20 protein-coding genes are annotated in these 26376 nt (G+C 65.5%); 16 read left to right on the forward strand and 4 right to left on the reverse strand.

The window, feature by feature from the left end:
• Nucleotides 1-22 precede the first annotated feature (22 nt).
• Nucleotides 23-1342 carry an ABC transporter substrate-binding protein gene (locus ACTAQI_RS05570; RefSeq protein ID WP_457950090.1) on the reverse strand — a complete coding sequence of 440 codons (1320 nt, stop codon included), beginning with the start codon at nucleotides 1340-1342 and terminating at the stop codon, nucleotides 23-25.
• A 314-nt stretch (nucleotides 1343-1656) separates the two neighbouring features.
• Here ACTAQI_RS05570 and ACTAQI_RS05575 point away from each other — a divergent pair, with 314 nt between their 5' ends.
• Entirely contained in the window at nucleotides 1657-2685 is a 1029-nt protein-coding gene (locus ACTAQI_RS05575) for a TerC family protein (protein ID WP_457950091.1), read from the forward strand.
• Between the two features lie 132 nt (nucleotides 2686-2817).
• On the forward strand, nucleotides 2818-4218 hold the full coding sequence (locus ACTAQI_RS05580) for an MFS transporter (RefSeq protein WP_457950092.1): 1401 nt from the start codon (nucleotides 2818-2820) through the stop codon (nucleotides 4216-4218).
• On the opposite strand, the gene ACTAQI_RS05585 is transcribed toward ACTAQI_RS05580, so the two are convergent.
• The 3 genes from ACTAQI_RS05585 to ACTAQI_RS05595 all read right to left on the reverse strand — a co-directional run bounded on the left by ACTAQI_RS05585 (nucleotide 4204) and on the right by ACTAQI_RS05595 (nucleotide 8624).
• A complete protein-coding gene (locus ACTAQI_RS05585; RefSeq protein ID WP_457950997.1) occupies nucleotides 4204-5478 on the reverse strand; it encodes an alpha/beta fold hydrolase in 1275 nt (424 codons plus the stop codon). The genes ACTAQI_RS05580 and ACTAQI_RS05585 overlap by 15 nt on opposite strands.
• A gap of 64 nt (nucleotides 5479-5542) precedes the next feature.
• Nucleotides 5543-6058, reverse strand: coding sequence for an N-acetyltransferase family protein (locus tag ACTAQI_RS05590; protein WP_457950093.1), 516 nt, complete (start codon nucleotides 6056-6058; stop codon nucleotides 5543-5545).
• Between the two features lie 25 nt (nucleotides 6059-6083).
• Nucleotides 6084-8624, reverse strand: a complete 2541-nt coding sequence (locus ACTAQI_RS05595; protein WP_457950094.1) for a DEAD/DEAH box helicase — start codon at nucleotides 8622-8624, stop codon at nucleotides 6084-6086.
• 99 nt (nucleotides 8625-8723) lie between these two features.
• Between ACTAQI_RS05595 and ACTAQI_RS05600 the strand changes: the two genes are divergently transcribed.
• The 14 genes from ACTAQI_RS05600 to ACTAQI_RS05665 all read left to right on the forward strand — a co-directional run bounded on the left by ACTAQI_RS05600 (nucleotide 8724) and on the right by ACTAQI_RS05665 (nucleotide 26273).
• A complete protein-coding gene (locus tag ACTAQI_RS05600; protein ID WP_457950095.1) occupies nucleotides 8724-9503 on the forward strand; it encodes a trans-aconitate 2-methyltransferase in 780 nt (259 codons plus the stop codon).
• Between the two features lie 156 nt (nucleotides 9504-9659).
• Nucleotides 9660-11387: an ABC transporter ATP-binding protein gene (locus ACTAQI_RS05605; protein WP_457950096.1), complete on the forward strand. Its 1728-nt coding sequence runs from the start codon at nucleotides 9660-9662 to the stop codon at nucleotides 11385-11387.
• Entirely contained in the window at nucleotides 11384-13195 is a 1812-nt protein-coding gene (locus ACTAQI_RS05610; protein WP_457950097.1) for an ABC transporter ATP-binding protein, read from the forward strand. The genes ACTAQI_RS05605 and ACTAQI_RS05610 overlap by 4 nt, the downstream gene beginning before the upstream one ends.
• A complete protein-coding gene (locus ACTAQI_RS05615) occupies nucleotides 13192-13572 on the forward strand; it encodes a GntR family transcriptional regulator (protein WP_457950098.1) in 381 nt (126 codons plus the stop codon). The genes ACTAQI_RS05610 and ACTAQI_RS05615 overlap by 4 nt, the downstream gene beginning before the upstream one ends.
• A 47-nt stretch (nucleotides 13573-13619) precedes the next feature.
• Nucleotides 13620-16544 carry an excinuclease ABC subunit UvrA gene (gene uvrA, locus ACTAQI_RS05620; protein ID WP_457950099.1) on the forward strand — a complete coding sequence of 975 codons (2925 nt, stop codon included), beginning with the start codon at nucleotides 13620-13622 and terminating at the stop codon, nucleotides 16542-16544.
• Nucleotides 16545-16623: 79 nt separating this feature from the next.
• The gene (locus ACTAQI_RS05625) at nucleotides 16624-17340 is read left to right on the forward strand and encodes an HAD hydrolase-like protein (RefSeq protein ID WP_457950100.1); all 717 of its coding nucleotides are present in this window, start codon (nucleotides 16624-16626) and stop codon (nucleotides 17338-17340) included.
• Entirely contained in the window at nucleotides 17327-17995 is a 669-nt protein-coding gene (locus ACTAQI_RS05630) for a lysophospholipid acyltransferase family protein (protein WP_457950998.1), read from the forward strand. Before ACTAQI_RS05625 ends, ACTAQI_RS05630 begins: the two co-directional genes overlap by 14 nt.
• A 43-nt stretch (nucleotides 17996-18038) precedes the next feature.
• Nucleotides 18039-20039: an excinuclease ABC subunit UvrC gene (uvrC, locus tag ACTAQI_RS05635; protein ID WP_457950101.1), complete on the forward strand. Its 2001-nt coding sequence runs from the start codon at nucleotides 18039-18041 to the stop codon at nucleotides 20037-20039.
• Between the two features lie 65 nt (nucleotides 20040-20104).
• Nucleotides 20105-21028, forward strand: coding sequence for an RNase adapter RapZ (gene rapZ / locus ACTAQI_RS05640; RefSeq protein ID WP_457950102.1), 924 nt, complete (start codon nucleotides 20105-20107; stop codon nucleotides 21026-21028).
• Nucleotides 21028-22047 carry a gluconeogenesis factor YvcK family protein gene (locus ACTAQI_RS05645; protein WP_457950103.1) on the forward strand — a complete coding sequence of 340 codons (1020 nt, stop codon included), beginning with the start codon at nucleotides 21028-21030 and terminating at the stop codon, nucleotides 22045-22047. Before rapZ ends, ACTAQI_RS05645 begins: the two co-directional genes overlap by 1 nt.
• Before the next feature lie 9 nt (nucleotides 22048-22056).
• The gene (gene whiA, locus ACTAQI_RS05650; protein ID WP_015937022.1) at nucleotides 22057-23037 is read left to right on the forward strand and encodes a DNA-binding protein WhiA; all 981 of its coding nucleotides are present in this window, start codon (nucleotides 22057-22059) and stop codon (nucleotides 23035-23037) included.
• Between the two features lie 102 nt (nucleotides 23038-23139).
• Nucleotides 23140-23766 carry a superoxide dismutase gene (locus ACTAQI_RS05655; RefSeq protein WP_306631207.1) on the forward strand — a complete coding sequence of 209 codons (627 nt, stop codon included), beginning with the start codon at nucleotides 23140-23142 and terminating at the stop codon, nucleotides 23764-23766.
• 259 nt (nucleotides 23767-24025) lie between these two features.
• Entirely contained in the window at nucleotides 24026-25036 is a 1011-nt protein-coding gene (gene gap, locus ACTAQI_RS05660) for a type I glyceraldehyde-3-phosphate dehydrogenase (protein ID WP_457950104.1), read from the forward strand.
• 10 nt (nucleotides 25037-25046) lie between these two features.
• Nucleotides 25047-26273 carry a phosphoglycerate kinase gene (locus tag ACTAQI_RS05665; protein ID WP_457950105.1) on the forward strand — a complete coding sequence of 409 codons (1227 nt, stop codon included), beginning with the start codon at nucleotides 25047-25049 and terminating at the stop codon, nucleotides 26271-26273.
• Nucleotides 26274-26376: the final 103 nt, after the last annotated feature.

Here is a 26376-nt window from a genome sequence, read left to right on the forward strand (position 1 = left end):
CATTCAGGTGCTGTGCTGCTGCCTACTTCCTCGCCGAGTCGATCATGCCTTGTGCTTCCTGCATCAGGCCCTTGGCTGCGTCAGAGGGGGACTTGCGGTCGAAGAGGACGTCGGTGCTGTAACGCTGGATCAGTGCCTGCACCCCGGAAGAGCCGGTTGGGGGGACGGGCGGACCGCTCTTCAGGTCCGGTTTGATGTCCTTCAGGAAGGCCGCCGCGGCCTTGTCCGCTGGCGTCAGCAGCGGGTCGATTGCCGTTTGGACCTCAGAGTTGGTGGGGAAGCCGCGCTCTGTCAGGATCGTCTTGGCCGAATCCAGGTTGTTGAGCATGTAGTTGACGACCTCAGCGGCCTCCTTCGGGTGCTTGCTGCGGGAGGAAACAGACCAGAACATGGACGGCTTGTAGGACATGCCGTTGTCCTTGGCGCTGCCGGTGGAACTGGGGGCCCGGAGGATCTTCACGTCGGTCTTCAACGCGGACTGGAGTGCGTTGACCTGATTGGTCCACCACCAGGACATCGCGGTCTTGCCGGTCGCAAACAAGGTCTGTTCAACAGGGGCGCTGATGTCCTCGGTGGCGATGTTGGCCGGCGGGGCCGCTCCCTGGTTGCGCAGGTTCAACACGTTCTGGAAGAAGGATGTAGCGGTGGCTTCCTTGAAGCCAAGCCCGCCATCAGAAGAGTACAGCGACTCACCATGCTGCATCGCCCACGTGTTCAGGTCGGAGTCCGTCAGGGAGTAGGAACTGCCGTAATTGGTCTGGCCGGCCTTCGCCGCTGCTGCGGCGATCTGGGCGGCAGTCTTGGTGTAGTCATCCCAGGTCCAGGTCTTGTCGTCAGGGATGGGAACGCCGTAATCCTGGAACGTCTTGGTGTTGATCATCACGGCCTTGGCGTTCTGTCCGGTGCTCAGGCCGTACTGCTTGCCGCTGACCTGCCCGGACTTCAGGGCGTCCTGGTCGATTTTGGATGTGTCGATGTTGCTTTGCTTGGACAGGTCCAGCAGCGCACCCCGGCCGCCGTATTCTGCGATGTAGGCCTGGTCCATCTGGATCACGTCGGGAGAATCGTTGGCAGCGGTGGTGGTGGCCAGTTTGTCCCAGTAGCTGCTCCACACGCCCGGCTCGGCCTGGATCTTGATGTTGGGATGCGAGGCCTGGAATGCGTCGATCACCTGCTGCGTCTGCTTGTTGCGCAGGTCATTGCCCCACCAGGTAAAGCGGACGGTGACGTTTCCGCCGCTGTCTCCGGAGGAAGCGGGGGAGCAGCCGGTAGCAAGCATGGTTACGGTGGCGGCCGCGGCGAGCGCCTTAAGCACCATGCCAGTGCGAAGAGAAGTCTTCATTGACCCTGACTTTCTGAAAGTTAGACCAGGTGGGACGAGAAACCGCTTTCTCGTTGCGAGCGATTATTCCAAGCGCAGACCGCACGCGTCAATGGCTGGAGGAAAACGCTATCCTGCGTCTGGCCCGGGCGTCGCCAGGTATCCGCCTGGGGTAGAGTTATTAGCACGTAGGGGAGTATCCCAAGCGCTACGATCGTCAACACGCAGGGCACAGTTGCCCGGCCGGGCGTAGCGGGCCGCCACATCAGCACCAAGTGCACAGGCAGGCCGGAGAGACTTACACCATTTTTGTGTACCCTGCGAAAGGCTGCCCTGTGCTCGATTTGCCCGTATGGTTCGAGGTTGGCTCGTTTGTCGTCCTCGGCCTGATTCTCCTGATCGATCTCCTCCTGGTGGTGCGGCGGCCGCATGAACCGTCCATGAAGGAAGCCGGTCTGTGGGTGGCCTTCTACGTCACCCTTGCCCTGGCCTTCGCCGGGGCCATGTTCGCGTTTACCGGACCGGAATTCGGCAGCCAGTTCGTCGCCGGCTGGGTGACCGAGTACAGCCTGAGCATCGACAACCTGTTCGTCTTCATCATCATCATGGCCAGGTTCTCCGTCCCCCGGAAATACCAGCAGGAAGTATTGATGGTGGGCATCATCATCGCGCTCATCCTGCGCGGCATCTTTATCCTGCTCGGCGCCATCGTCATCGAACAGTTCAGCTGGGTGTTCTACATCTTCGGCGCGTTCCTGCTGTGGACGGCCTGGAAGCAGGCACAGGACGAGGGTGAAGAGGAAGAAGACCGCGAGAACCCGCTGATTGCCAGGATCCGTAAGGTCATCCCCATGTCGGAGAAGTTCGACGGCGGCAAGTTGCGTACCGTGGTCAACGGCAAGAAGGTCTTCACCCCCATGGTGATCGTCTTCATTACCATCGGCCTCACGGACCTGTTGTTCGCGGTGGACTCCATCCCGGCGATCTTCGGCCTGACCCAGAGCCCCTTCATTGTCTTCACCGCCAACCTGTTCGCCCTGATGGGCCTGCGACAGCTGTACTTCCTGCTGGGGGGCCTGATGAACCGGCTGATCTACCTCAAGCACGCCCTGTCCTTCATTCTGGCCTTCATTGGGGTGAAGCTTGTCCTGCACGCCATGCACGTCAACGAGCTGCCCTTCATCAACGGTGGACGCCACATCGAGTGGGCGCCTGAGATTCCCACCTTCGTGTCGCTCGCCGTCATCGTGGGCACCATCATCATCGCCGTGGTCGCCAGCCTGCTCAGCTCCAAGGCCCAGGCCGCCAAGGTGGATCCCCGCCTCGAGGAAGACGCCCGAAAGAGCCACAGCGACGCCGAGTAGGCGCGCACCATTCCTTTCGAAACCCGGTAATCCCGGCCGCTTGAGCGGCCGGGATTACCCATTTAAGCCCCCGCAGGATGCTTGGGTTTGCAACCCCTGTGGCATGCGCCGGCGCAGGACTATGCTCGCCTCATGGCCCGTACACTGGTGATGGATCAGGGCGCACGCCAAGTGCAGCGGCGCACCGTTTTGCTCTTGAGCGTGGCCCAGGTGTTTGGTGGACTCGGGACGGGATCAACCGTGTCCATTGGTTCCATCCTGGCCGTGGAACTCTCGGGTTCCAGCGCCTGGGCGGGTTCAGTGGCCACGGTGATGACGCTGGGGGCCGCGGCTGCAGCGCTGCCGCTGGCATCGCTGGCCGAGCGGCGTGGACGCCGCGCGGGCCAGGTGGCCGGCCTCTCGGCAGCTTTGGCAGGGGCCGTCCTCATGGTGCTGGCAGTTGTCTCCGGGCTCTTCATCCTGCTGGTCCTGGGATCAGCAGGGATCGGCATAGGCACGGCAGCGAGCCTGCAGGCGAGGTTTGCGGCGGTGGATCTCGCTGCCGCCGAGCACCGCGGGCGGGCGTTGTCCACGGTGGTCTGGGCGGTTACGGTCGGCGCCGTGGCCGGCCCCAACCTGATTCAGCCCGGTACGGCCGTGGGGACTGCGCTGGGCCTGCCGCCCATTGCGGGTCCGTTCGTGATCTCAGGGGCTGGACTCCTCATCGCCGCCGTGCTCCTGTTCGCCGGTCTTCGCCCGGACCCGCTGCTGCTGTCACGCCGGCTTGCCGCCGCCAACCACGCCGTTGTGGAAGTGCCAAGGGAAGGGGAAGTGCCGCCCGGCGCCGCTCCAGCCGGTGCCTATACGCAAGGCACCTCCCGGGAAGGGACCCAGGAGCCAGCAGCGGGCGGCCGGGGGTCGCTCGGCCGCGGACTGCGGGCCATCCGCAGCTCCCGGCTGGCGATGCTGGCGGTCACCGGTATCGTGGCAGCCCACGCGGTGATGGTGGGTGTAATGTCCATGACGCCGCTGCACCTGCAGCGCCTGGTGGAGGGACCGGGCCAGCATGCAGGGCACGTAGCCGGGGGAGATGTGCTGGTCATCATCGGGTTTACCATCTCGCTGCACATCGCCGGGATGTTCGCGCTCTCCCCGGTCATGGGCTGGCTGACCGACAGGGCAGGCAGGATAGAGACCATCATGATCGGGTTCACGCTGCTGATCGCAGCCGTGGCTATTGCCGGATTCGGGCAGTCCTCAACCGGCGCGGTGGCCGCAGGACTGGTCCTGCTGGGAATGGGATGGTCTGCGGCGACGATTTCAGGATCCACGCTGCTGGCCGAAAGCGCAGGCCAGCAAGCCCGGGTGGCTGTGCAGGGCGTCTCCGACATGCTGATGGGCGCCGCAGGTGCCGTCGGAGGCGCGGTGTCCGGGCTGGTCCTGGGCGTAGCCGGATACCTCGGCCTGAACCTGCTCGGCGGAACCGTCGGGGCGGCCGTCCTGGCGGCCGCCCTCGTCACCCGGACATCACACCGGCAGTCAGCGGCCGCCTGAACGGGCCATCCCCAGCAGGCGGGCGAAGATCCTCTCACCGTCGTCGGCGATACCGTCATGATGGAAGTCGGCAGTCTCCCAGACCTGCAGCCCGCGCACCGCAGCTGCCGTCCGCAGGGAAAGGTCCCGGTCCACGTAGATATCGTCCGAATAGACGGCCGCGGCCACGGGAACTGTGTTGGCAGCCAGCACCTCCGGGTCGTAGAGCGGTTTCCAGTCCTGCTTGGCGGCCAGCAGGTCCGCCACTTCCCACAGCGGCTGGAGCGCCGGGTCCTGCTCGAAGTACCACGGGTACACCATTTCGCCGGTCAGCAGCAGCGGCTCGGCGTCCGGCCTGAACCAGGGGTTTTCGCCGAGCATCCGCCAGGCAGACCAGTTGGTGGCCTCCTCCTGGCCGTAGATGGATTCGTGCATGAGCGCATACAGCGGATTGGAGCGGCGGGAGACCACATTGTGGAGTTGCTCCAGGAACGTGTCCGAAAGCCTGGGGCCGCCGCCGGTGTCCACGAAAGCGTCCTCCAGCAGGTAGTGCAGGCTGTCCACCCTGGTGTTTCCGCCCAGGAATGCGCCCGCCATCTGGAGCCGCTCCACGGTGAGGGGACTGCCGTCGGGCAGGAACTCCGGTGTGCAGTGCAGGTGGCGGGCAATGCGCTCCACCGTGTCCCGGTCCTCCGGGTACCAGCCGAAGTATTCGTCGTTCCGGGCCGCTACGCGCTGATAGGTGGCCCGATACACGTCGTCCGCGCTGCCGGCGAGAGGTGCCAGGCCGCCGGTGATCAGCACCTCCCGCAGCCCCTCCGGCGCGAAGGACAGATAGGTCAGGGCGCAGAAGCCGCCATAGCTCTGGCCGTAGATGGTCCAGGCAGGGGAGTCCAGGGTACGGCGGATCAGCTCCGCATCCGCCACGATCGAGTCGGCCCTGAAGTGCTCCAGGTAGGCCGCCTGTTCGGCCGCGGATCCGCGGCCGGGCAGGGTGTTGCGGTCAAGGGGTGTCGAGAGCCCGGTGCCGCGTTGGTCCAGCATCAAAATGCGGAAGTCCTGCGCTGCGGCTTTGCTCCAGCCACCCAGGGAACCCCACCTGTTGCCGCGCCCGCCGGGGCCGCCCTGCAGGAAGAGGAGCCAGGGCAGTCCTGCGGCTGCCTCCTCGCTGTGCGCCGCAGACACGTACTCCCGCGCGAAAACGGTGATGGTTTCCGCCGAACCGTCGGGCGGCGCGAAATGGTCCAGGGGCACCGTGAAGTAATGTTCCACCGTGCGCATGCCACGGAACTCGTGCCTTGCCCTGATCTCGTGCCCGGTGACGGGAGCCGCGCCCCGGCGCACGTCAGCCACGGGCAGGAGCGGAAAGGGGGCCGCGGGAGGCTGCACGGCCGAACTGGTCCAATGCCTCGCCGGTGAGCCGGAACGTGGACCAGCCGTCCATGGGGCGGGCACCAAGGCGCCGGTAGAAGTTGATGGAGGGCTCGTTCCAGTCCAGCACACTCCATTCCACGCGTGCGTAGCCGTTCTCGACGGCGATCGCGGCAAGGTGCTGCAGCAGGGCCTTGCCGTGCCCTTCGCCGCGGGCTTCCGGGCTGACGTAAAGGTCTTCCAAGTAGATCCCGTGGACACCCTCCCACGTGGAGTAGTTCAGGAACCACAGCGCAAAGCCCTGCACGCCGCCTGCCGCGTTTTCGGCCATGGCAGCAAACACGCGCGGGCTTGCGCCGAACAGGGCGTGCTCCAGCATTTCCGGTGTGTTCCGGACGGCGTCGGGTTCCTTCTCGTAATGCGCCAGTTCATGGATCATCCGGAGGATGTGGGGTATGTCGTCGGGGGTCGCAGGCCGGATCACACTCATGGTCCGAGCTTACCGCCGGTCCACCCTAGAGCCGGTTCACGTCAGTTACCCGGACCACCGCCGTACCGGTTTCATCCGAGTCCGCCAAGTCCACCTCCGCCGAGATACCCCAGTCATGGTTGCCCGCCGGGTCATCGAAGATCTGGCGGACCTTCCAGGTCCCGGGTCCCTCGGTGATGATGAGCAGGCCCGGGCCCCGTGCATCCGGTCCGGTCCCGATGTCGTCGTGTTCGTCGAAGTAGTCGTCCAGCGCGTCTTCCCAGCGTTCGGCACCCCAGCCGGAGCCGCCGTCGAGCTCTCCCAGCGCGGTGGCGTCCTCGTCGGCGAACAGCTCCACGCGGCGGAACATCTCGTTGCGCACCATCACCCGGAAGGCGCGGATGTTGGAGGTGAGCGACGGCGGCGGGGGCGGCGGTGCGTCGTGCGGCGTGGGTGCCGCTCCGGAGGTTAGCTCCTCCCACTCGTCCAGGAGGCTGGAGTCCACCTGCCGCACCAGTTCACCCAGCCAGGCGGTCAGGTCCGCCAGGTCCTCCCGCAGCATGTCCTGCGGGACGGTTTGGCGCAGCGCCTTGAAGGCGTCGGCGAGGTACCGCAGCACGATGCCCTCGGACCTGGCCAGGCCGTAGAACTGGACAAATTCGCCAAAGTTCATGGCGCGCTGGTACATGTCCCGGACCACGGACTTGGGCGCCAGCTCAAAGTCGCCAACCCACGGCGCAGCCTTCCGGTACACCTCGAAGGCCTCGCCCAGGATTTCCGCCAGCGGCTGGGGGTAGGTGACCTCGTCCAGCATTGCCATCCGCTGGTCATACTCGATGCCGTCGGCCTTCATGGCGGCCACGGCCTCCCCGCGCGCCTTCTTTTGCTGGGCCGACAGGATCTGCCGCGGTTTCTCCAAGGTCGCCTCGATCACGGACACCACGTCCAGGGCGTACGACGGCGACTCCGGGTCAAGGAGCTCCAGTGCGGCAAGGGCGAAGGGGGAGAGCGGCTGGTTCAGGGCGAAGTTGGGCTGCAGGTGGACGGTCAGCCGGACGGTGCGCCCGTCGGGCCCCTGTTCCTCCGGCGGGATGCGCTCGATGACCTCGGCGGCGAGCAGTTCCCGGTAGATCCCCAAAGCCTTCTTCATGAGCCGCAGCTGGGAGGAGCGCGGTTCGTGGTTTTCGGTCAGCAGCCGCCTGGCCGCGGCGAACGGGTCGCCGGGCCGTTCCATCAGGTTCATCAGCATGGCATGCGTGACCGTGAAGCTGGACGTCAGGGGGTCCGGAACAGATTCCACCAGCCGCTTGAAGGTGGGCTCACCCCAGGAAACAAATCCTTCGGGCGGCTTTTTCTTCACCACCTGGCGGAGCTTCTTCTGGTCGTCGCCGAACTTGGCCGTGGCCTTCGCCATTGCCTTGACGTTTTCGACCACGTGCTCGGGTGCCTGCACCACCACTGTCCCGGCGGTGTCGTAGCCCGCCCGGCCGGCCCGGCCCGCTATCTGGTGGAACTCGCGTGAGTTGAGCAGGCGGGTGCGGACGCCGTCGTACTTGCTCAAGGCGGTGAGCAGCACGGTGCGGATGGGAACGTTGATGCCCACGCCCAGCGTGTCCGTGCCGCAGATCACCTTCAGGAGGCCCGCCTGTGCAAGCTGTTCCACCAGCCGGCGGTACTTGGGCAGCATGCCGGCGTGGTGCACGCCGATGCCATGGCGCACCAGCCGGTTAAGTGTCTTGCCGAACCCGGCGGCGAACCGGAAGTTGGCAATGAGCTCCGCGATCTTGTCCTTTTCTTCCCGGGTGCACACGTTGATGCTCATCAGGTTCTGGGCGCGGTCGATCGCCTCAAGCTGGCTGAAGTGCACCACGTAGACCGGCACCTGCCGGGTGGACAGCAACTCCTCCAGCGTCTCGTGGACCGGAGTCTGGTGGTAGTAGTAGTGCAGCGGAATGGGCCGCTCCGCCGAACTCACCGTGGTGGTGGCGCGGCCCGTCAGCGCCGTCATGCCTTCCTCGAACCGGGTGACGTCACCCAGGGTGGCGGACATGAGCAGGAACTGTGCCTGCGGAAGCTCCAGGAGGGGGACCTGCCAGGCCCATCCGCGCTGCGGGTCGGAGTAAAAGTGGAACTCATCCATGATCACTGCGCCGAGCTCCGCTGCGGAGCCCTCCCGCAATGCGATGTTGGCCAGGATCTCGGCGGTGCAGCAGATGATGGGCGCATCCTGGTTGACCCCGGAGTCACCGGTGATCATGCCCACGTTCTCCGCCCCGAAGATCTCGCAGAGCGCAAAGAACTTTTCGGATACCAGGGCCTTGATCGGCGCCGTGTAGTAGCTCCGCCGCCCCTGGGCCATGGCCTGGAAGTGCGCGGCGATTGCCACCAGCGACTTTCCGGAGCCCGTTGGCGTGGCCAGGATAACGTTGGCGCCCGTTGCCAGCTCCATGATTGCCTCGTCCTGGGCCGGGTACAGGGACAGGCCCCGGCTGTCCGTCCACTCCACAAACCGGGCATAGAGGTCGTCGGGGTCGACGGCGGCGGCGTTGGGGGCGGACAGATCGCTCAGCTGGTCAACGAGTTTCATTGACTTCAACCTTAGTGCCCGCGTAATGGGCGGAGAGGCCGCTCCGTCCGGGTTAGGCTACGCCTTGCCCGTGTGCGCGTCAGAAACCTGGAGAAATTCATGAAATGGGACCCCGCCAAGTACATCCGGTTTGGCGACTACCGGAGCCGGCCATTCTTCGACCTCACCGCCCGGATCCATGCCGACCGGCCCGCGCGGGTGGTCGACCTTGGCTGCGGGCCGGGAAACCTCACGGCCACCCTGGCCGAACGCTGGCCCGGCGCCCAGGTGGTGGGCCTGGATTCATCGGCGCAAATGCTGGCAAAGGCAGCACCCCTCGCCGGCGAAGTCCGCTCCCTGACGTTTGAACGTGCCGACATCGCCGGCTGGATGCCCTCTCCGGAGACGGACGTTGTGGTGAGCAACGCAGCGCTGCAGTGGGTTCCGGGACACCAGGTATTGATACGCAGGTGGCTGGAAGCCCTCCGGCCGGGTTCCTGGTTTGCCATGCAGGTGCCGGGTAATTTCAACGCGCCCTCGCATTCGCTGATGCGCGAGCTCGCGGCGTCGGACCGCTGGGCCGCCAAGCTGGGCGGGGTGCTGCGGGGCGGAGAATCGGTGGGGGAGCCAGGGGACTACCTGGGCATCCTGCTCGACGCCGGCTGTGCGGCGGATGCATGGGAGACCAGTTACCAGCAGGTCCTGCAGGGGCCGGACCCCGTCCTGGAGTGGGTCCGGGGCACGGCACTGCGGCCGGTATTGGGCGTCCTTGGCGACGATGACGCCAAGCGTTTTGAATCGGAGTACGCGGCTGCCCTCCGGGAGGCCTACCCCCAGGGGGTCCACGGCACGGTTTTCCCCTTCCGGCGGATCTTCGCCGTGGGCCGCAAGGCAGGGTAGCCGAGGGCTCGGCCGCCTTGTTTTCCAGCCCGTCACAGGGCGTGACAGCGCCGGAAAGTGATGTGGCTTACAATGGCCACTGTGCTTTAGGGGTCAAGCCGCTGGCCCCATCTTCGGCCGTAGGCATTTACAGGGGGTATTTTGCTGGTCGGACTCATGAGGCGGCAGCTTGCCGGCCAACGCGCGCACGTATGGGCGATCGTTCTCCTCCAATTGGTACAGGCGGCGGCAAACCTGCTGCTGCCCACAGTGAACGCCGCCATCATCGATGACGGAATTGTGGCGGGCAAGCCCGACGTGATTTCACGGCTCGGCGTGCTCATGGCCGCTATCGCAGTGGTTCAGGCGGCGTCGGCCATCGCGGCGGGCTACCTGGGCGCGGTGGTTGCCATGAGGATCGGGCACCGCCTGCGGGCTGAGGTCTTCACCCGGATCCAGTCGCTGTCCTCCCAGGATGTGGCCCTGTTCGGCACCCAGAGCCTGACCACGCGCGCCACGAACGATGTCCAGCAGATCCAGGCGTTCGCCGTGCTTGTCTTCACCATGCTCTTTGCCGGGCCCGCCATGGGCATCGGCGGGATCGTCCTGGCCCTCCAGCAGGATGTGGCGCTGTCCGTGGTGGTGATCGTCATCGTGCCCCTGCTCCTCCTGATCATGTACCTGATCATCCGCCGTCTCATTCCGCTCTATCGGGACGGCCAGGACCTTCTGGACCGGTCAGGCGGCATCCTGCGCGAGCAGATCATCGGTGTGGATGTGATCCGAGCCTTCGTGCGCCAGGGCCACGAAGTGCGGCGGTTCGCGGCGACCAACGCCGGCTTGACGGCCAACAACCTCCGGTCGGCGCTCCTGGTCGCCGGGATGTTGCCGATGATCATGCTGGTGGTCAACACCAGTTCGGTGGCTGTGGTGTGGTTCGGCGGCCACCGCATCCAGGCCGGCTTGATGAACGTCGGTGCGCTTACGGCGTTCATCGCCTACATCATGCAGATCCTGCTGGCGATCATGATGTCGATGTACGTCCTGATGACGGCGCCGCGCGCCTCTGTGTGTGCCGAACGCATCCAGGCGGTCCTGGACACCGAGCCCTCCGTCCGCAGTTCAGCCCAGCCGCCGCACGTCCGGCTGGACGGGGCGCAGCCGGCAACCTTGGCCTTCCAGGGCGTTAACTTCTCCTATCCGGGAGCGGAAGCGCCGGTACTTGCAGACATCAGCTTTACCGCCGCTCCCGGTACCACCACCGCAATCGTTGGCTCGACCGGCAGCGGCAAGACCACGCTGCTGAACCTGATCCCGCGTTTCCTGGACCCCACCAAGGGCCGCATCACCCTTGCCGGCCAGGACATCCGGGACCTGCCACTGGACCAGCTCCGCGCAGCCATGGCCATTGTGCCCCAGCATTCCCACCTGTTCACCGGGACAATCGCGGACAACCTCCGGATGGCCGCCCCCGGGGCGACGGACGAGGAACTTTGGGCTGCCCTGGAGACGGCGCAGACCATGCGGTTCATGCGGGACCTCCCGCTTGGGCTGGCCACCCCAGTCGGCCAGGGAGGTGCCAGCCTGTCAGGCGGGCAGCGGCAGAGGCTGTGCATCGCCAGGGCCCTGTTGCGCAAGGCACCCCTCTACCTTTTTGACGACAGCTTCTCCGCCCTCGACTACGACACGGACACCAGGCTGCGGAATGCCCTGGGCCAGGTGCTCGCCGCCGCCACGGTCATCATCGTGGCTGAACGCATTTCAGCAGTGGAGGACGCAGACCTCATCCTGGTGCTCGACGACGGCCACCTCGTCGCCCAGGGAACGCACCGGGAGTTGCTGGAAGCGTCCGCCACCTACCGCGAAATTGCCGAATCGCAGCTTGCGCTGGACGGCACCCTGTGACGGCAGGGGAAGAGGCCGGGGGAACGGCCTACAGGTTCTGGCCGACGGCCCGCCGGCTCCTTGGCCTCCTGCGGCCCTTCCGGCTGCAGATGCTCGGAGCTATCGGAGCCACCTGCGCCTTCGCAGTCCTGAACGTTGCGTCCCCCAAGTACCTGGGGGACGCCACCGACGTGGTGGTGGAGGGCGTCTTCCAGGGCAGCCTGGATCAACGCCTCGGGGTCCTGCTGGCGGCGGTGGCCCTGATGTACCTCTTCGCTTCCCTGTTCAACTGGGTCCAGGGTGCGCTGACGGCCCGCGCCGTGCAGGGGCTCATGTATGGCCTGCGCGCGTCGGTGGAGGACAAGCTGCACCGGCTCCCTTCCACGTACTTCCGGGCACGCTCCCGCGGTGACGTGCTGAGCCGTGCCACCAACGACATCGACAACATCGCCCAGGCGCTGAACCAGGTCCTGACGCAACTGATCGTGTCCGTCCTGATGCTGTGCGGCTCGCTGGCCATGATGCTGTGGATCTCACCGTTGCTCGCAGCCATTGCCATTGCCACTGTCCCCGTCTCCACGTTGATCACCGTCCTGGTGGCCAGGCGGTCCCAGGAGCATTTCGCCCGGCAGTGGAAGGAGACCGGCGAACTCAACGGTCACGTGGAGGAATTCATCAGCGGCCACGAAGTCATCAAGGCCTTCGGCCGGCAGGAACAGGCGGCGGACGTCTTCAGCCGCAGCAACGGACGCCTGGCCCGGGCGGCCGCCAAAGCACAGTACTCAGCCGGGGTGGTCCAGCCGCTGATGGTGCTGATGTCCAACCTCAACTACATAGCCGTTGCGGTGGTTGGAGCCCTTCAGGTCATCGCGGGGGCCATGACCATCGGCGGAGTCCAGGCCTTCATCCAGTTCAGCCGGTTGTTCACCCAGCCGGTGGGGCAGATTGGCGGGCTGCTGAATGTCATGCAGTCCTGCGCAGCATCGGCCGCCAGGGTCTTTGTACTCCTTGATGCCGGCGAAGACCTGCAGGAGCCCGAAGCGCGCGGTGCCGCCATACCGGCCGGCGGGCGGATTGTCTTCCACGACGTCACGTTCGGCTACCCCGGATCCGTCCCGGCCGTCCGGAACCTCACGTTCGCCGTGGAACCGGGCCAGGCAGTAGCCATCGTGGGACACACCGGCGCGGGCAAGAGCACCGTGGTGAACCTCCTCATGCGGTTCCTGGAGCCTTCATCCGGCCGGATCACCATGGGCGGCCGCGACATCGCGGCAATTCCCCGGGATCACCTGCGGGCACAGTTCGGCGTGGTGCTCCAGGATTCCTGGCTTTTTGATGGCAGCATCCGCGAAAACATCGCCTATGGCCTGCCTGACGCGCCGGAAGCGGCCATTGTTGCCGCTGCGGAGGCCACCCACGCGGACCGCTTCATCAGGTCCTTGCCGCACGGCTACGACACGGTGCTGGAGAACGGGGGCGAGCCGCTCAGCCAGGGGCAGCGGCAACTCCTCACCATCGCCAGGGCGCAGCTTGCCGGGCGGGCCGTCCTGGTGCTGGACGAAGCAACCAGTTCCGTGGATTCCAGGACGGAACTGCTCATCCGACAAGCCATGCAGCGGCTGCGCGATGGACGGACCAGCTTCATGATCGCCCACCGTTTGTCCACTATCCGGAACGCTGATCTAATTCTCGTCATGGACCACGGACGGATCGTCGAGCAGGGCACGCATGGAAGCCTGCTGGCCGCCAACAGCTACTACGCGAAGCTATACAACGCCCAGTTTGCCGAACGGGACGGCCGGGCCGGGGTCCTGGAGGGCGGCCTGTGAGTGCGGAAGGGGACTTTCCCGGATCATGGCGGCCCAACCCGGCCAGCAGCGTTGCGCTCTTCGAGCAGCTGCGGCTCCAGGTCATCCACCTGGCTGACAATGGTGCACTGGCGCCCGGCACCAGGCTGCCCGCAGTGCGTGCCCTTGCAGAGAAACTCGACGTCGCCCCCCACACCGTGGCCAGGGCGTACAAGGAGCTGGAAGCGGCCGGCATCGTCGCCACCCGCGGGCGGAACGGGACAGTGGTTTCGGCCCGGGATGAGAGGCTGGGAGGCCTGTCTGACGCTGCCGCCGCGTACGCCGCCGTCGCCAAATCCCAAGGGGCCAGCTTCGCCGAAGCGGTGAAGCTCCTGGCCGCCGCCTACGATGTTCCCTGAGGGCGGAACCGTGAATGTTCGAAAGAGTTTTCGATTAGCATAGTGGGGTGCCTAAAGCCGTAGCTGAAGAAACCCCTGCCCTCTCCACTTCCCTCGCCGTCCCCTCCGCTGCCGCCCCGCAGCGTCCGGACCTCTCCCGCCTCGTGGTGAAGGGCGCGCGGGAGCACAACCTGCGCAATGTGGACCTCGATCTGCCGCGCGATGCCATGATCGTCTTCACCGGCCTCTCGGGATCCGGCAAGTCTTCCCTGGCATTCGACACCATCTTTGCCGAAGGCCAGCGGCGGTACGTTGAATCTCTGTCCGCCTACGCGCGCCAGTTCCTGGGCCAGGTGGACAAACCGGACGTCGACTTCATCGAAGGCCTCTCCCCGGCGGTCTCCATCGACCAGAAATCCACCAGCAAGAACCCGCGGTCCACGGTGGGCACCATCACCGAAATCTACGACTACATGCGTCTGTTGTGGGCGCGTGTCGGCAGGCCGCATTGCCCGGTGTGCGGTGAGCCGGTGTCCAAGCAGACGCCGCAGCAAATCGTGGACCAGCTCCTTGAACTCGATGAGGGCACTCGTTTCCAGGTCCTCGCGCCTGTGGTGCGCGGACGCAAGGGCGAGTTCGTGGACCTCTTCAAGGAACTCACTGCCAAGGGTTACTCCCGGGCGCGGGTGGACGGCAACCTGGTCCAGTTGAGTGATCCCCCCAAGCTGGGCAAGCAGTTCAAGCACACCATTGAAGTGGTGGTGGACCGCCTGGTGGTCAAGGAAGGCATCAGCCAGCGGCTCACCGACTCCATCGAAACAGCCCTTGGGCTGTCCGAGGGCCGGGTCCTGGCCGAATTCGTGGACCTTGAAGCCGATGCGCCCGAACGGATCCGGGCGTTCTCGGAGAACCTCGCATGCCCCAACGAACACCCCCTCGCCATTGACGAGATCGAGCCCCGCTCCTTCTCGTTCAACAACCCCTTCGGCGCCTGCGCGGCCTGCAGCGGCATCGGCACCCGCCTTGAGGTGGATGAGGAGCTGATCGTTCCCAACCCGGAACTGTCACTGTCCGAGGGCGCCATCGCCCCCTGGTCGCTGGGCACCGCCACCACTGAGTACTGGAACCGGCTCCTCGAAGGCCTGGCGAAGGAAGTGGGATTTTCCATGTCCACGCCCTGGGAGAAACTGGGCAAGGATGTGCGCCAAACCATCCTGCACGGCAAGGACCACAAAGTTGTAGTGCAGTACCGCAACCGCTTTGGCCGCGAACGCAAGTACAGCACCGGGTTCGAAGGCGCCATCCAGTACGTCCACCGCAAGCACGGCGAAACCGATTCCGACTGGGCCCGCGACCGCTATGAGGAGTACATGCGGCAGGTTCCCTGCCCCTCCTGCAACGGCGCACGCCTCAACCCGGCATCCCTTTCGGTGTTGATCAATGGCAAGTCAATCGCCGAGGTGGCGGCCCTGCCCATGCGGGACTGCGCGGAGTTCCTGAACAACCTGGTGCTGACCGGACGCGAAGCCCAGATCGCCCATCAGGTCCTCAAGGAAATCCAGGCCCGCCTGACCTTCCTCTTGGACGTCGGCCTGGAATACCTCAACCTCGAGCGCCCGTCCGCCACCCTCTCCGGCGGCGAAGCGCAGCGCATCAGGCTCGCCACCCAAATCGGCTCGGGCCTGGTGGGCGTGCTCTACGTCCTCGACGAACCCTCCATCGGCCTGCACCAGCGGGACAACCGCCGGCTGATCGAAACCCTCACGCGGCTCCGCGACATGGGAAACACCCTCATCGTCGTCGAGCACGACGAGGACACCATCCACGTGGCCGACTGGATCGTGGACATTGGACCCGGCGCCGGCGAGCACGGCGGCCAGGTGGTCCATTCGGGGACCTACAAGGAGTTGCTGGACAACAGGGAATCCCTGACCGGCGACTACCTGTCCGGCCGCAAGGCCATCGAGGTACCCAAGAAGCGCCGCAAGTACGACAAGAAGCGCGAAATCAAGGTGGTGGGCGCACGGGAGAACAACCTCGTGAACGTCGACGCAGCCTTCCCATTGGGTTTGTTCACCGCGGTGACCGGCGTGAGCGGTTCGGGCAAGTCCACACTCGTCAACGAGATCCTTTACAAAGTGCTGGCGAACAAGCTCAACGGGGCCAAGCAGGTGGCCGGGCGGCACAAAACGGTCCAGGGCCTGGAGCACCTGGACAAGGTGGTCCACGTGGACCAAAGCCCCATCGGCCGTACGCCGCGATCCAACCCGGCCACATACACGGGTGTCTTCGACAACATCCGCAAGCTCTTTGCCGAGACCACCGAGGCCAAGGTGCGCGGCTACCTTCCGGGGCGGTTCTCCTTCAACGTCAAGGGCGGCCGCTGCGAGGCATGCTCGGGTGACGGCACGCTGAAGATCGAGATGAACTTCCTGCCGGACGTGTATGTTCCGTGCGAAGTGTGCCACGGGGCCCGCTACAACCGGGAAACCCTGGAGGTGCACTACAAGGGGAAGACCATCGCCGACGTCCTCAACATGCCCATCGAGGAGGGCGCGGAGTTCTTCGCTGCGTTCTCACCCATCGCACGCCACCTGAACACCCTGGTGGACGTGGGACTTGGCTACGTCCGCCTGGGACAACCTGCCACCACCCTCTCCGGCGGCGAGGCGCAACGGGTCAAGCTCGCGGCAGAACTGCAGAAGCGGTCCAACGGCCGCAGCATCTATGTCCTGGACGAGCCCACCACGGGCCTGCACTTCGAAGACATCCGGAAGCTGCTCATGGTCCTGCAGGGGCTGGTGGACAAAGGCAACACGGTGATCACCATCGAGCACAACCTCGACGTCATCAAGAGTGCCGACTGGCTGGTGGACCTCGGACCGGATGGCGGATCGGGCGGCGGCCAGATCGTCGCGGCCGGAACGCCGGAGCAGGTGGCCAAGTCCAGCACCAGCCACACCGGGAAGTTCCTGGCCGAAATACTCGGCTGACCAGAGGAAATTACACCAAAGTATTCCTTCCCGGGAATGCGAGTTTCAGGCACTCCTGCTGTCGTGAGAAACTAACCCGGTGACTTCAACAACAGTGCCCGTGATCTTTGACCTGGACGGCACTCTTGTCGATCCGGCCGGTGGAATAACTGAGGGGATTGCCTCAGCGCTCCGCGGGCTGGGCCTCCCGGTTCCCGGCCAGGACCTGCTCGATGCGATGATCGGCCCCAAGCTGAGCGATTCCCTGCTCAATGTGGCAAAGGTGCCGGCGGACCACCTGGAAGAGGTGGTCCGCCGCTATCGCGAACACTACGTGGCCACGGGTATTGCCCAGAGCCGGCTGTACCCGGGCGTCCGGGAGATCCTGGAATCGTTCGCGGCGGCGGGACGGCGCGTGGCTGTAGCCACGCAAAAGCCGCAGCGGCTCGCGCACAAAGTGCTGGCGCATCACGGCATCGACGGACTCTTCCACGGCATCCACGGGTCCGCCGATGACGAAGCGGCCGTGGAGGGCGTCCCGCTGGGTAAGACACAGATCATCGCCGCAGCTTTGAGGGACCTGGACACGCGGCACGCCATCATGGTGGGGGACCGTGCGCAGGACGTGTCCGGCGCGATCGCGAACGGACTGGACTGCATCGGCGTTGCCTGGGGGTTCGCCCCGGACGGGGAGCTGGAAGAAGCCGGTTCTGTGGCCGTCGTCAGCACCCATGAGGAACTGGTGGCGGTCATCGAGCGGCTGCAGTCCGTCCACGCTGCGGCAATGAGTGGGGTGAGCAATGATGGAAATGTTTGATGCCGTCCGCTGGACCACGCGCAACCTGATTTCCGGCACCTGCCGGCCCACCGTCGTCGGACTCGAAAATGTCCCCTCCGATGGCCCCTTTATCGTGGCACCCAACCACCTGTCCTTCTTTGACAGTGTGATCGTGCAGGCACTGATGCCGCGGCCGGTCGCTTTCTTTGCCAAAGCCGAATACTTCACTACCGGCGGCGTCAAGGGCAAGGTCATGAAGGCGTTCTTCGAATCCGTGGGCTCCATCCCGGTGGAGCGCGGCGAGCAGGCCGCCAGCGTCCAGGCACTCAAGACCCTGCTGGACATTTTGGAGTCCGGCCGCGGCATCGGCATCTACCCGGAGGGAACCCGCTCCCGCGACGGCATCCTTTACCGGGGACGCACCGGCGTGGGCTGGCTGGCGCTCACCACCGGTGCACCCGTCATTCCCGTAGGCCTGATCGGGACCGAGAAGCTCCAGCGGGCCGGCGAAAAAGGGGTCAGGCCGCAGCACTTCACCATGAAGGTGGGGGAGCCGCTGTACTTCGACAAGACCGGGCCGGACCACTCACTGCCCGCACGCCGGGAAGTCACGGACCGGATCATGGATGCGATCGCCGAACTCAGCGGCCAGGAACGCTCCGCCAGCTACAACCAGAGCAAGGTTGCAGAATAGCCAGCTGGCAAGAAGACCCGGCGGGACTCAGTAGACTTGATAGGTGGCAAATCCAGCAAGTTACCGGCCCAAGACTGGTGAAATCCCCACCAATCCGGGCGTCTACCGGTTCCGTGACCCGCACGGCCGGGTCATCTATGTAGGCAAAGCCAAAAGCCTCCGGTCCCGGCTGAACTCCTACTTCGCCAATCCGGCGGGGCTGCTGCCGAAGACCCATGCGATGGTCCACGCGGCCAGCAGCGTCGAGTGGACCGTGGTGGGCAGCGAACTCGAGTCGCTGCAGCTGGAATACACCTGGATCAAAGAATTCAAGCCGCGCTTCAACGTGGTGTTCCGGGATGACAAAACCTATCCCTACCTGGCCGTGACCATGAGCGAAAAGTACCCCCGGGTCCAGGTCATGCGGGGGGACAAGCGGAAGGGGACCCGGTACTTCGGCCCCTACACCGCCGGCGCCATCCGGGAAACCATGGACACCCTGCTCCGCGTCTTCCCTGTCCGGAGCTGCAGCCCCGGCGTCTTCAAACGGGCAGAGGCCAGCGGACGGCCCTGCCTGCTGGGCTACATCGATAAGTGCTCCGCGCCGTGCGTGGGGCGGATCTCGCCGGAGGACCACAGGGCACTGGCCGACGATTTCTGCGCCTTCATGGGCGGTGAGGCCACGAGGTTCATCAACAAGCTGGAAAAGCAGATGGCCGGCGCCGTGGCGAAACTCGACTACGAGCACGCCGCACGGCTGCGCGACGATATCACGGCGCTGCGGAAGGTGTTTGAACGGAACGCCGTAGTGCTGTCCGAAGACACCGACGCCGACGTCTTCGCCCTGCACGAAGACGAACTGGAAGCGGCCGTCCAGGTGTTCCACGTCCGCGGCGGCAGGATCCGCGGCCAGCGCGGCTGGGTGGTGGAAAAAGTGGAGGACTTCACCACCCCGGACCTGGTGGAACATCTGCTGCAGCAGGTCTACGGCGAGGACGGCGACACGCATGGCCGGCTGCCCCGCGAAGTCCTGGTGCCGGTGGCGCCCAGCAACCCGGAAGACCTGGCCAAATGGCTGGGCGGGATCCGCGGCGCCAAAGTGGATATCCGGGTGCCGCAGCGCGGGGACAAGGCGGCGCTGATGTCCACCGTGCGCGAAAATGCCGAACACGCGCTGAAGCTGCACAAGACACGGCGTGCGGGGGACATCACCGTCAGGTCGCAGGCCCTCCAGGAGCTGCAGGAAGCCCTGGACCTGCCCGTCCCCCTGCTCCGGATCGAATGCTTCGACGTCTCCCACGTCCAGGGCACCAACGTGGTGGCCTCCATGGTGGTGGTGGAGGACGGGCTGCCCAAGAAGTCCGACTACCGCAAGTTCTCCATCACCGGCCCCGCGGCCTCTGATGACACCGCCGCCATGCACGACGTCCTGACGCGCCGGTTCCGCCATTACCTCCAGGACAAGTCCGCGCAGGTGGACGAATCAGTGCTGGCGGCGGACGGCCAGGACGAGGCGCCGGATGCCGCCGTGCTCGACACCACCACCCCGGCGCCCAAGGCCAAGTTCGCGTACCCGCCAAACCTGGTGGTGGTCGATGGCGGCCAGCCCCAGGTGAACGCCGCCGCCCGCGCCCTCAGGGACCTGGGGATCGACGATGTCTACGTGGTGGGGCTGGCCAAGCGCCTGGAGGAAGTGTGGCTCCCGGACAGCGACTTCCCGGTGGTCCTGCCCCGCACCTCGCAGGGGCTGTACCTGCTGCAGCGGATTCGTGACGAGGCCCACCGCTTCGCCATCACGTTCCACCGGCAAAAGCGCGGCAAGGCGATGACGGTGTCGGCGCTGGACGCCGTTCCGGGCCTGGGCGCCTCCAAGCGCAAAGCCCTGCTGGCGCACTTTGGATCCGTCAAGGGCGTGAAGGCTGCCACAGCGGAGGAGCTGGCACAGGCGAAAGGCATTGGCCCGGCTCTGGCCGGCGCCATCGTGAACCACTTCGCCGCTGAGGGACCCGAGGCCGTGACCGTGCCGGCGATCAACATGGCCACCGGCGAAATCATTGAAACTTAGCTAGGGTAAAGGACGGGGCAGCGCCAGAGCGGCCCCGGGGACAACGAGGAAACGGGGCAGGCTTCATGGCAGACACGACGGCGGGATCCGGAGCGGGCCACGATGGGCTGGAGCCCGTCAAGCCGCTCGAAGCGGAGCTGCTGGTGGTCACCGGAATGTCCGGCGCCGGGCGCAGCACCGCCGCCGACGCATTGGAGGACCACGGCTGGTATGTCGTGGAGAACCTCCCGCCGCAGATGCTGGGCACGCTCGCGGAGCTGGTGTCGCACGCGCCGCAGTCCATTCCCCGGCTTGCGGTGGTGATCGACGTCCGCAGCAAGGGCCTCTTCGCCGATATCCGCGCGGCGCTGGGCGCACTCGCGGCCAGCGGCGTCACCTTCCGCGTCCTGTTCCTCGACGCCAGCGACGACGTCCTGGTCCGGCGGTTCGAACAGGGAAGGCGCCCCCATCCGCTTCAGGAAGGTGGACGCATCCTTGACGGCATCGCTGCGGAACGTGAGCTGCTGCAGGAACTGCGCGACAGCTCCGACGTCGTCCTTGATACCTCCAACTACAACGTCCATGGCCTGGCCACCGCCATCACGGAACTGTTCACTGAGACCGGCCCGGTGGCCCTGAGGCTGAACGTCATGAGCTTCGGCTTCAAGTACGGGCTGCCGGTGGACGCCAACTACGTGGCCGACGTCAGGTTCATCCCCAACCCCCACTGGGTGCCGCAGCTGCGCCCGCTGACGGGCCTGGACAAGGATGTCAGCGATTACGTGCTGGAGGCTGAGGGCGTCAAAAACTTCGTGGACCGCTACGTCCTGGCCCTGGAACCCGTCCTGGAGGGGTACCGCAGGGAGAACAAGCACTACGCCACCATCGCCGTCGGCTGCACGGGCGGCAAGCACCGCTCCGTTGCGGTCGCCGTGGAACTTTCCAAGAAACTTGCCCAGTATCCCCGGGTCACGGTGACCACCGCGCACCGGGACCTGGGCCGCGAATAATGGCCCTGTTCACCGGAGCCCTGCCCCTAGTGCCGCCAGCCGCCGGTAAGGGCTCGGGCCAGCAGGACAAAGGCCCCAACGTCGTGGCGCTGGGCGGCGGGCACGGCCTGGCGGCCTCGCTGTCGGCACTGCGCCTGCTCACCTCAGAGCTCACCGCGGTCGTCACAGTGGCGGACGACGGCGGCTCGTCCGGGCGTCTGCGCGAGGAGTACGGCGTCCTTCCGCCGGGAGACCTGCGCATGGCCCTGTCCGCGCTCTGCGACGACACGGACTGGGGACGGACGTGGCGGGACGTCATGCAGCACCGGTTCCTCGCCGGGAAGGGCCCCGGGGGCTCTTTGGACGAGCATGCCATGGGCAACCTGCTGATCGTCACATTGTGGGAGCTGCTGGGCGACGCCGTCGCCGGGCTCAAGTGGGCCGGTGCACTGCTGGGTGCCCGCGGCCAGGTCCTGCCGATGTCCACCGTCCCGCTCACCATCGAAGGCGATGTGCGGGTCACCGGTCCGGACGGCGGCACCACCCTGCAGACCATCCGCGGCCAGGCGCGCTGTGCCGTGGCCGGTTCGCTGGAGGAAGTCCGGCTCCTGCCGGAAGCCGCACCTGCCTGCACCGACGCCCTGACGGCAATCGAACTGGCGGACTGGGTGGTCCTTGGCCCGGGCTCCTGGTACACGTCAGTCCTGCCGCACCTGCTCCTCCCGGAGATGCGGCAGGCACTGTGCAGCACCCCTGCCAAACGCTGCCTGACCATGAACCTCGCAACGGACACCAAGGAAACCACCGGCATGACGGCGGCCGATCATCTCCACGTCCTCCGGCGCTATGCCCCGGAGTTCAGCGTGGACGTGGTCCTGGCCGATCCCGCGTCGGTACCGGACCGGCAGGAGTTCGAGAAGGCCGCCGGCATGATCGGCGCGGAGGTGGTCTTGGGTAAAGTAGGGGCGTCGGGACGCCGCCCTGTCCACGAGCCGCTGCGGCTGGCGACGGCGTACCAGGACATTTTTGGGAACAGTTAGGAAGGTGCCATGGCACTGACAGCATCAGTCAAGGAAGAACTGTCCCGTCTGGACATCAAGAAGTCATCAGTGCGCAAGGCTGAAGTCTCCGCAATGCTCCGGTTCGCCGGGGGACTGCACATCATTTCCGGCAGGATCGTCATCGAGGCGGAAGTCGACCTGGCATCCACGGCGCGCAGGCTCCGTGCCGCCATCGCCGAGGTCTACGGACACCAGAGCGAAATCATCGTGGTCTCCGCCGGCGGTCTCCGGCGCGCCAGCCGCTACGTGGTCCGCGTGGTCCGCGACGGCGAGGCGCTTGCCCGCCAGACCGGCCTTCTGGACGGACGTGGCCGCCCCGTACGCGGCCTGCCATCCGCCGTCGTCAATGGATCGGCGGCAGACGCCGAAGCCGTCTGGCGGGGAGCGTTCCTGGCACACGGCTCGCTGACGGAACCCGGCCGGTCGTCGTCCTTGGAGGTCACCTGCCCGGGGCCCGAATCGGCCCTGGCCCTGGTGGGTGCGGCCCGACGCTTGGACATCCAGGCCAAGGCCCGCGAGGTCAGGGGAGTGGACCGGGTGGTCATCCGTGACGGCGACACCATCGCCGCCCTCCTGACGCGCATGGGTGCCCACGACGCACTGATGGTGTGGGAGGAACGCCGGATGCGCAAGGAGGTCAGGGCCACCGCCAACCGGCTTGCCAACTTCGATGACGCCAACTTGCGCCGCTCTGCGCAGGCAGCCGTTGCCGCTGGTGCGCGGGTGGACCGGGCACTGGAAATTCTTGGTGACGATGTCCCGGACCATCTGAAGTATGCAGGTGAACTGCGGGTGGCGCACAAGCAGGCAAGCCTTGACGAGCTGGGGCGGCTTGCCGACCCCGTGATGACCAAGGACGCGATCGCGGGCAGGATCCGCCGCCTGCTGGCCATGGCGGACAAGCGTGCCCTTGACCTGGGCATTCCCGGCACGGACGCCAATGTGACGCCTGAAATGCTGGACGAGTAAGCGCCCCATAGAATCAGAAATAATTCCGGGCACCAGCTGCCCGGATGCACAATCCGAGAGTTACCAACCGGGCCCTCGAGGTCCACGATATTGGAGGATTTTGTGACCGAGTACGTATTGCCGGAACTCAGCTACGATTACGCCGCCCTCGAACCGCACATTTCTGCGCGGATCATGGAGTTGCACCACAGCAAGCACCACGCCACCTACGTGGCGGGCGCCAACAACGCCCTGGCCCAGCTGGCCGAGGCCCGCGAAAAGGGCGACTTCGCCAACATCAACCGGCTCTCCAAGGACCTCGCGTTCCACACCGGCGGCCACATCAACCACTCCGTGTTCTGGAAGAACCTCTCCCCGGACGGCGGCGACAAGCCCGAGGGTGAACTCGCTGCCGCGATCGACGACGCCTTCGGCTCCTTCGACGCGTTCCGCGCCCAGTTCTCTGCCGCAGCGCTTGGCCTCCAGGGCTCCGGCTGGGGCTTCCTGGCCTACGAACCCATTGGCGGCAACCTGGTCATCGAGCAGCTGTACGACCAGCAGGGCAACACCGCGCTGGGCACCACCCCGCTGCTGATGCTGGACATGTGGGAGCACGCCTTCTACCTGGACTACGTCAACGTCAAGGCAGACTACGTCAAGGCGTTCTGGAACATCGTGAACTGGGCGGACGTCGCCCAGCGCTTCGAGGCAGCACGCGCCAACGCCACGGGACTCATCACCCTTCCGTAGTGATCGGCGTTATACATCGCTGTAACAAACTTCACATTCTGACTTAAACCGGCCGGGATGTGGACCGTCCGCCCCCGCACTTGCGGGGGCGGACCCAGTTAAACGTAAGATAGGTCACGGAAGGCGGTTAGCCTTCAGCAATGAGGCTGGTCGCCCTCCGTGTAAATCATCTCTGCCCAATGGCGTGCGGGATCTGTTAGTTGGCTTGAACGCCCGCTCAACTAGTAGTGCTTTTCAAAGCACCAAGGAGACTGTAAAAGTGACGACCCGTATTGGTATCAACGGCTTTGGCCGCATTGGCCGCAACTACTTCCGCGCAGCACTCGCACAGGGCGCGGACCTGGAGATCGTTGCAGTCAACGACCTCACCAGCCCCGAAGCACTCGCGCACCTCTTCAAGTACGACTCCGTCGGGGGCCGCCTGAAGGAAACCATCGAGGTCAAGGACGGCAACATCGTCGTCAACGGCAACGTGGTCAAGGTCCTGGCGGAACGCGATCCCGCCAACCTCCCCTGGGGCGAACTGGGCGTTGACATCGTCATCGAATCCACCGGATTCTTCACCAAGGCAGCCGACGCGAAGAAGCACATCGACGCTGGAGCCAAGAAGGTCCTGATCTCCGCTCCCGCCTCGGACGAGGACATCACCATCGTGATGGGTGTCAACCACAACCTCTACGACAACGCCACGCACCACATCATCTCCAACGCCTCCTGCACCACCAACTGCCTCGGCCCGCTGGCCAAGGTGATCAACGACGAATTCGGCATCGAACGCGGCCTCATGACCACCGTGCACGCCTACACCGCCGACCAGAACCTGCAGGACGGCCCGCACAAGGACCTGCGCCGTGCACGCGCCGCCGCCATCAACATGGTTCCCACCTCCACGGGTGCCGCCAAGGCCATCGGCCTGGTCCTGCCCGAGCTCAAGGGCAAGCTGGACGGCTACGCCATCCGCGTTCCCGTGCCCACCGGCTCTGCCACCGACCTCACCGTCACCGTGTCCCGCGAGACCACGGTGGAGGAAGTCAACGCAGCCCTCAAGCGTGCCGCCGAATCCGAGGAACTCCAGGGCTTCCTGACCTACACGGACGAGCCCATCGTGTCCTCCGACATCGTCGGTGACCCCGCTTCCTCCATCTTCGACTCCGGCCTGACCAAGGTCATCGGCAACCAGGTCAAGGTTGTTTCCTGGTATGACAACGAATGGGGCTACTCCAACCGCCTCGTCGACCTCACGGAGCTCGTGGCAGCCAAGCTGGGCTAGGGTTAGACACATGACATCACACACCCTCAACGAACTGATCGCTGAAGGTGTCCGCGGGCGGTACATTCTGGTTCGAAGTGACCTGAATGTGCCGCTCGACGGCTCTACAGTCACTGACGATGGCCGCATCAAGGCCTCCCTTCCAGTGCTGTCAAAGCTCACGGACGCCGGTGCCCGCGTGCTGGTAACAGCCCACCTCGGACGCCCCAAGGGCGCCCCGGAGGACAAGTACTCCCTCCGTCCCGCAGTGGACCGCCTCGCTGAACTGGCGGGCTTCAAGGTCACCCTGGCTGCTGACACGGTCGGTGACGGCGCCAAGGCTGCGGCCGCATCCCTGCAGGACGGCGAAGCCCTGGTGCTCGAGAACGTCCGCTTCGATGCCCGCGAGACCAGCAAGGACGACGCCGAGCGCGGCGCCTTCGCCGACGAACTGGTGGCCCTCACCGGTGACAACGGCGCCTACGTGGATGACGCCTTCGGCGCGGTCCACCGCAAGCACGCCAGCGTCTACGACGTCGCCACCCGGCTGCCGTCGTACCAGGGCGACCTGGTGCACACCGAGGTGGAGGTCCTGCAGAAGCTGACCACCGACACCCAGCGCCCCTACGTGGTGGTTCTGGGCGGTTCCAAGGTTTCGGACAAGCTCGCCGTCATCAACAACCTGATCGGCAAGGCTGACACCATCCTGGTGGGCGGCGGCATGCTCTTCACGTTCCTGGCGGCACAGGGCCACAAGGTTGCTTCAAGCCTCCTTGAAGAGGACCAGATTCCTGTCGTCCAGGACTACTTGAAGCGCGCAGCCGGCGCCGGCACGGAATTCGTGGTTCCCACGGACGTCGTGGTGGCAGAGAAGTTCGCTGCCGATGCCCGGCACGAAACCGTTGCTGCCGACGCCATCGAAGGCAGCAGCTTCGGCGCCCAGGGCATTGGCCTGGACATTGGCCCCGATACCGCTGCAGCCTTCTCCGCACGGATCAAGGGCGCCCGGACGGTCTTCTGGAATGGCCCGATGGGTGTCTTCGAATTCGAGGCGTTCTCTGCAGGCACCCGTGCCATTGCCCAGGCCCTCACTGAAACCGACGGATTCACCGTGGTGGGCGGCGGAGATTCGGCTGCCGCGGTACGCACACTGGGATTCAGCGATGACCAGTTCGGCCACATTTCCACCGGCGGCGGAGCCAGCCTGGAATACCTCGAGGGCAAGGAACTCCCCGGCCTCAGCGTCCTGGACCGGTAGAACCACCGCTGCTGTCCGGCAGTACCGGACTACGCAGTCCTCCGGCCGGCAGGTTGCCCGCGGCAGCCTGCCGGCCGATCACATATCAAGAACTTTTTTGGAG

Source organism: Pseudarthrobacter sp. alpha12b, assembly GCF_054130495.1.

What these genes read in the sequence shown, in the direction of transcription:
- ACTAQI_RS05570 (WP_457950090.1), bottom strand. Translation starts at nt 1,342, where the DNA reads ATGAAGACTTCTCTTCGCACTGGCATGGTGCTTAAGGCGCTCGCCGCG.
- ACTAQI_RS05580 (WP_457950092.1), top strand. Translation starts at nt 2,818, where the DNA reads ATGGCCCGTACACTGGTGATGGATCAGGGCGCACGCCAAGTGCAGCGG.
- ACTAQI_RS05585 (WP_457950997.1), bottom strand. Translation starts at nt 5,478, where the DNA reads ATGCGCACGGTGGAACATTACTTCACGGTGCCCCTGGACCATTTCGCG.
- ACTAQI_RS05590 (WP_457950093.1), bottom strand. Translation starts at nt 6,058, where the DNA reads ATGAGTGTGATCCGGCCTGCGACCCCCGACGACATACCCCACATCCTC.
- ACTAQI_RS05595 (WP_457950094.1), bottom strand. Translation starts at nt 8,624, where the DNA reads ATGAAACTCGTTGACCAGCTGAGCGATCTGTCCGCCCCCAACGCCGCC.
- ACTAQI_RS05600 (WP_457950095.1), top strand. Translation starts at nt 8,724, where the DNA reads ATGAAATGGGACCCCGCCAAGTACATCCGGTTTGGCGACTACCGGAGC.
- ACTAQI_RS05605 (WP_457950096.1), top strand. Translation starts at nt 9,660, where the DNA reads ATGAGGCGGCAGCTTGCCGGCCAACGCGCGCACGTATGGGCGATCGTT.
- ACTAQI_RS05630 (WP_457950998.1), top strand. Translation starts at nt 17,327, where the DNA reads ATGGAAATGTTTGATGCCGTCCGCTGGACCACGCGCAACCTGATTTCC.
- rapZ (WP_457950102.1), top strand. Translation starts at nt 20,105, where the DNA reads ATGGCAGACACGACGGCGGGATCCGGAGCGGGCCACGATGGGCTGGAG.
- ACTAQI_RS05645 (WP_457950103.1), top strand. Translation starts at nt 21,028, where the DNA reads ATGGCCCTGTTCACCGGAGCCCTGCCCCTAGTGCCGCCAGCCGCCGGT.
- whiA (WP_015937022.1), top strand. Translation starts at nt 22,057, where the DNA reads ATGGCACTGACAGCATCAGTCAAGGAAGAACTGTCCCGTCTGGACATC.
- ACTAQI_RS05665 (WP_457950105.1), top strand. Translation starts at nt 25,047, where the DNA reads ATGACATCACACACCCTCAACGAACTGATCGCTGAAGGTGTCCGCGGG.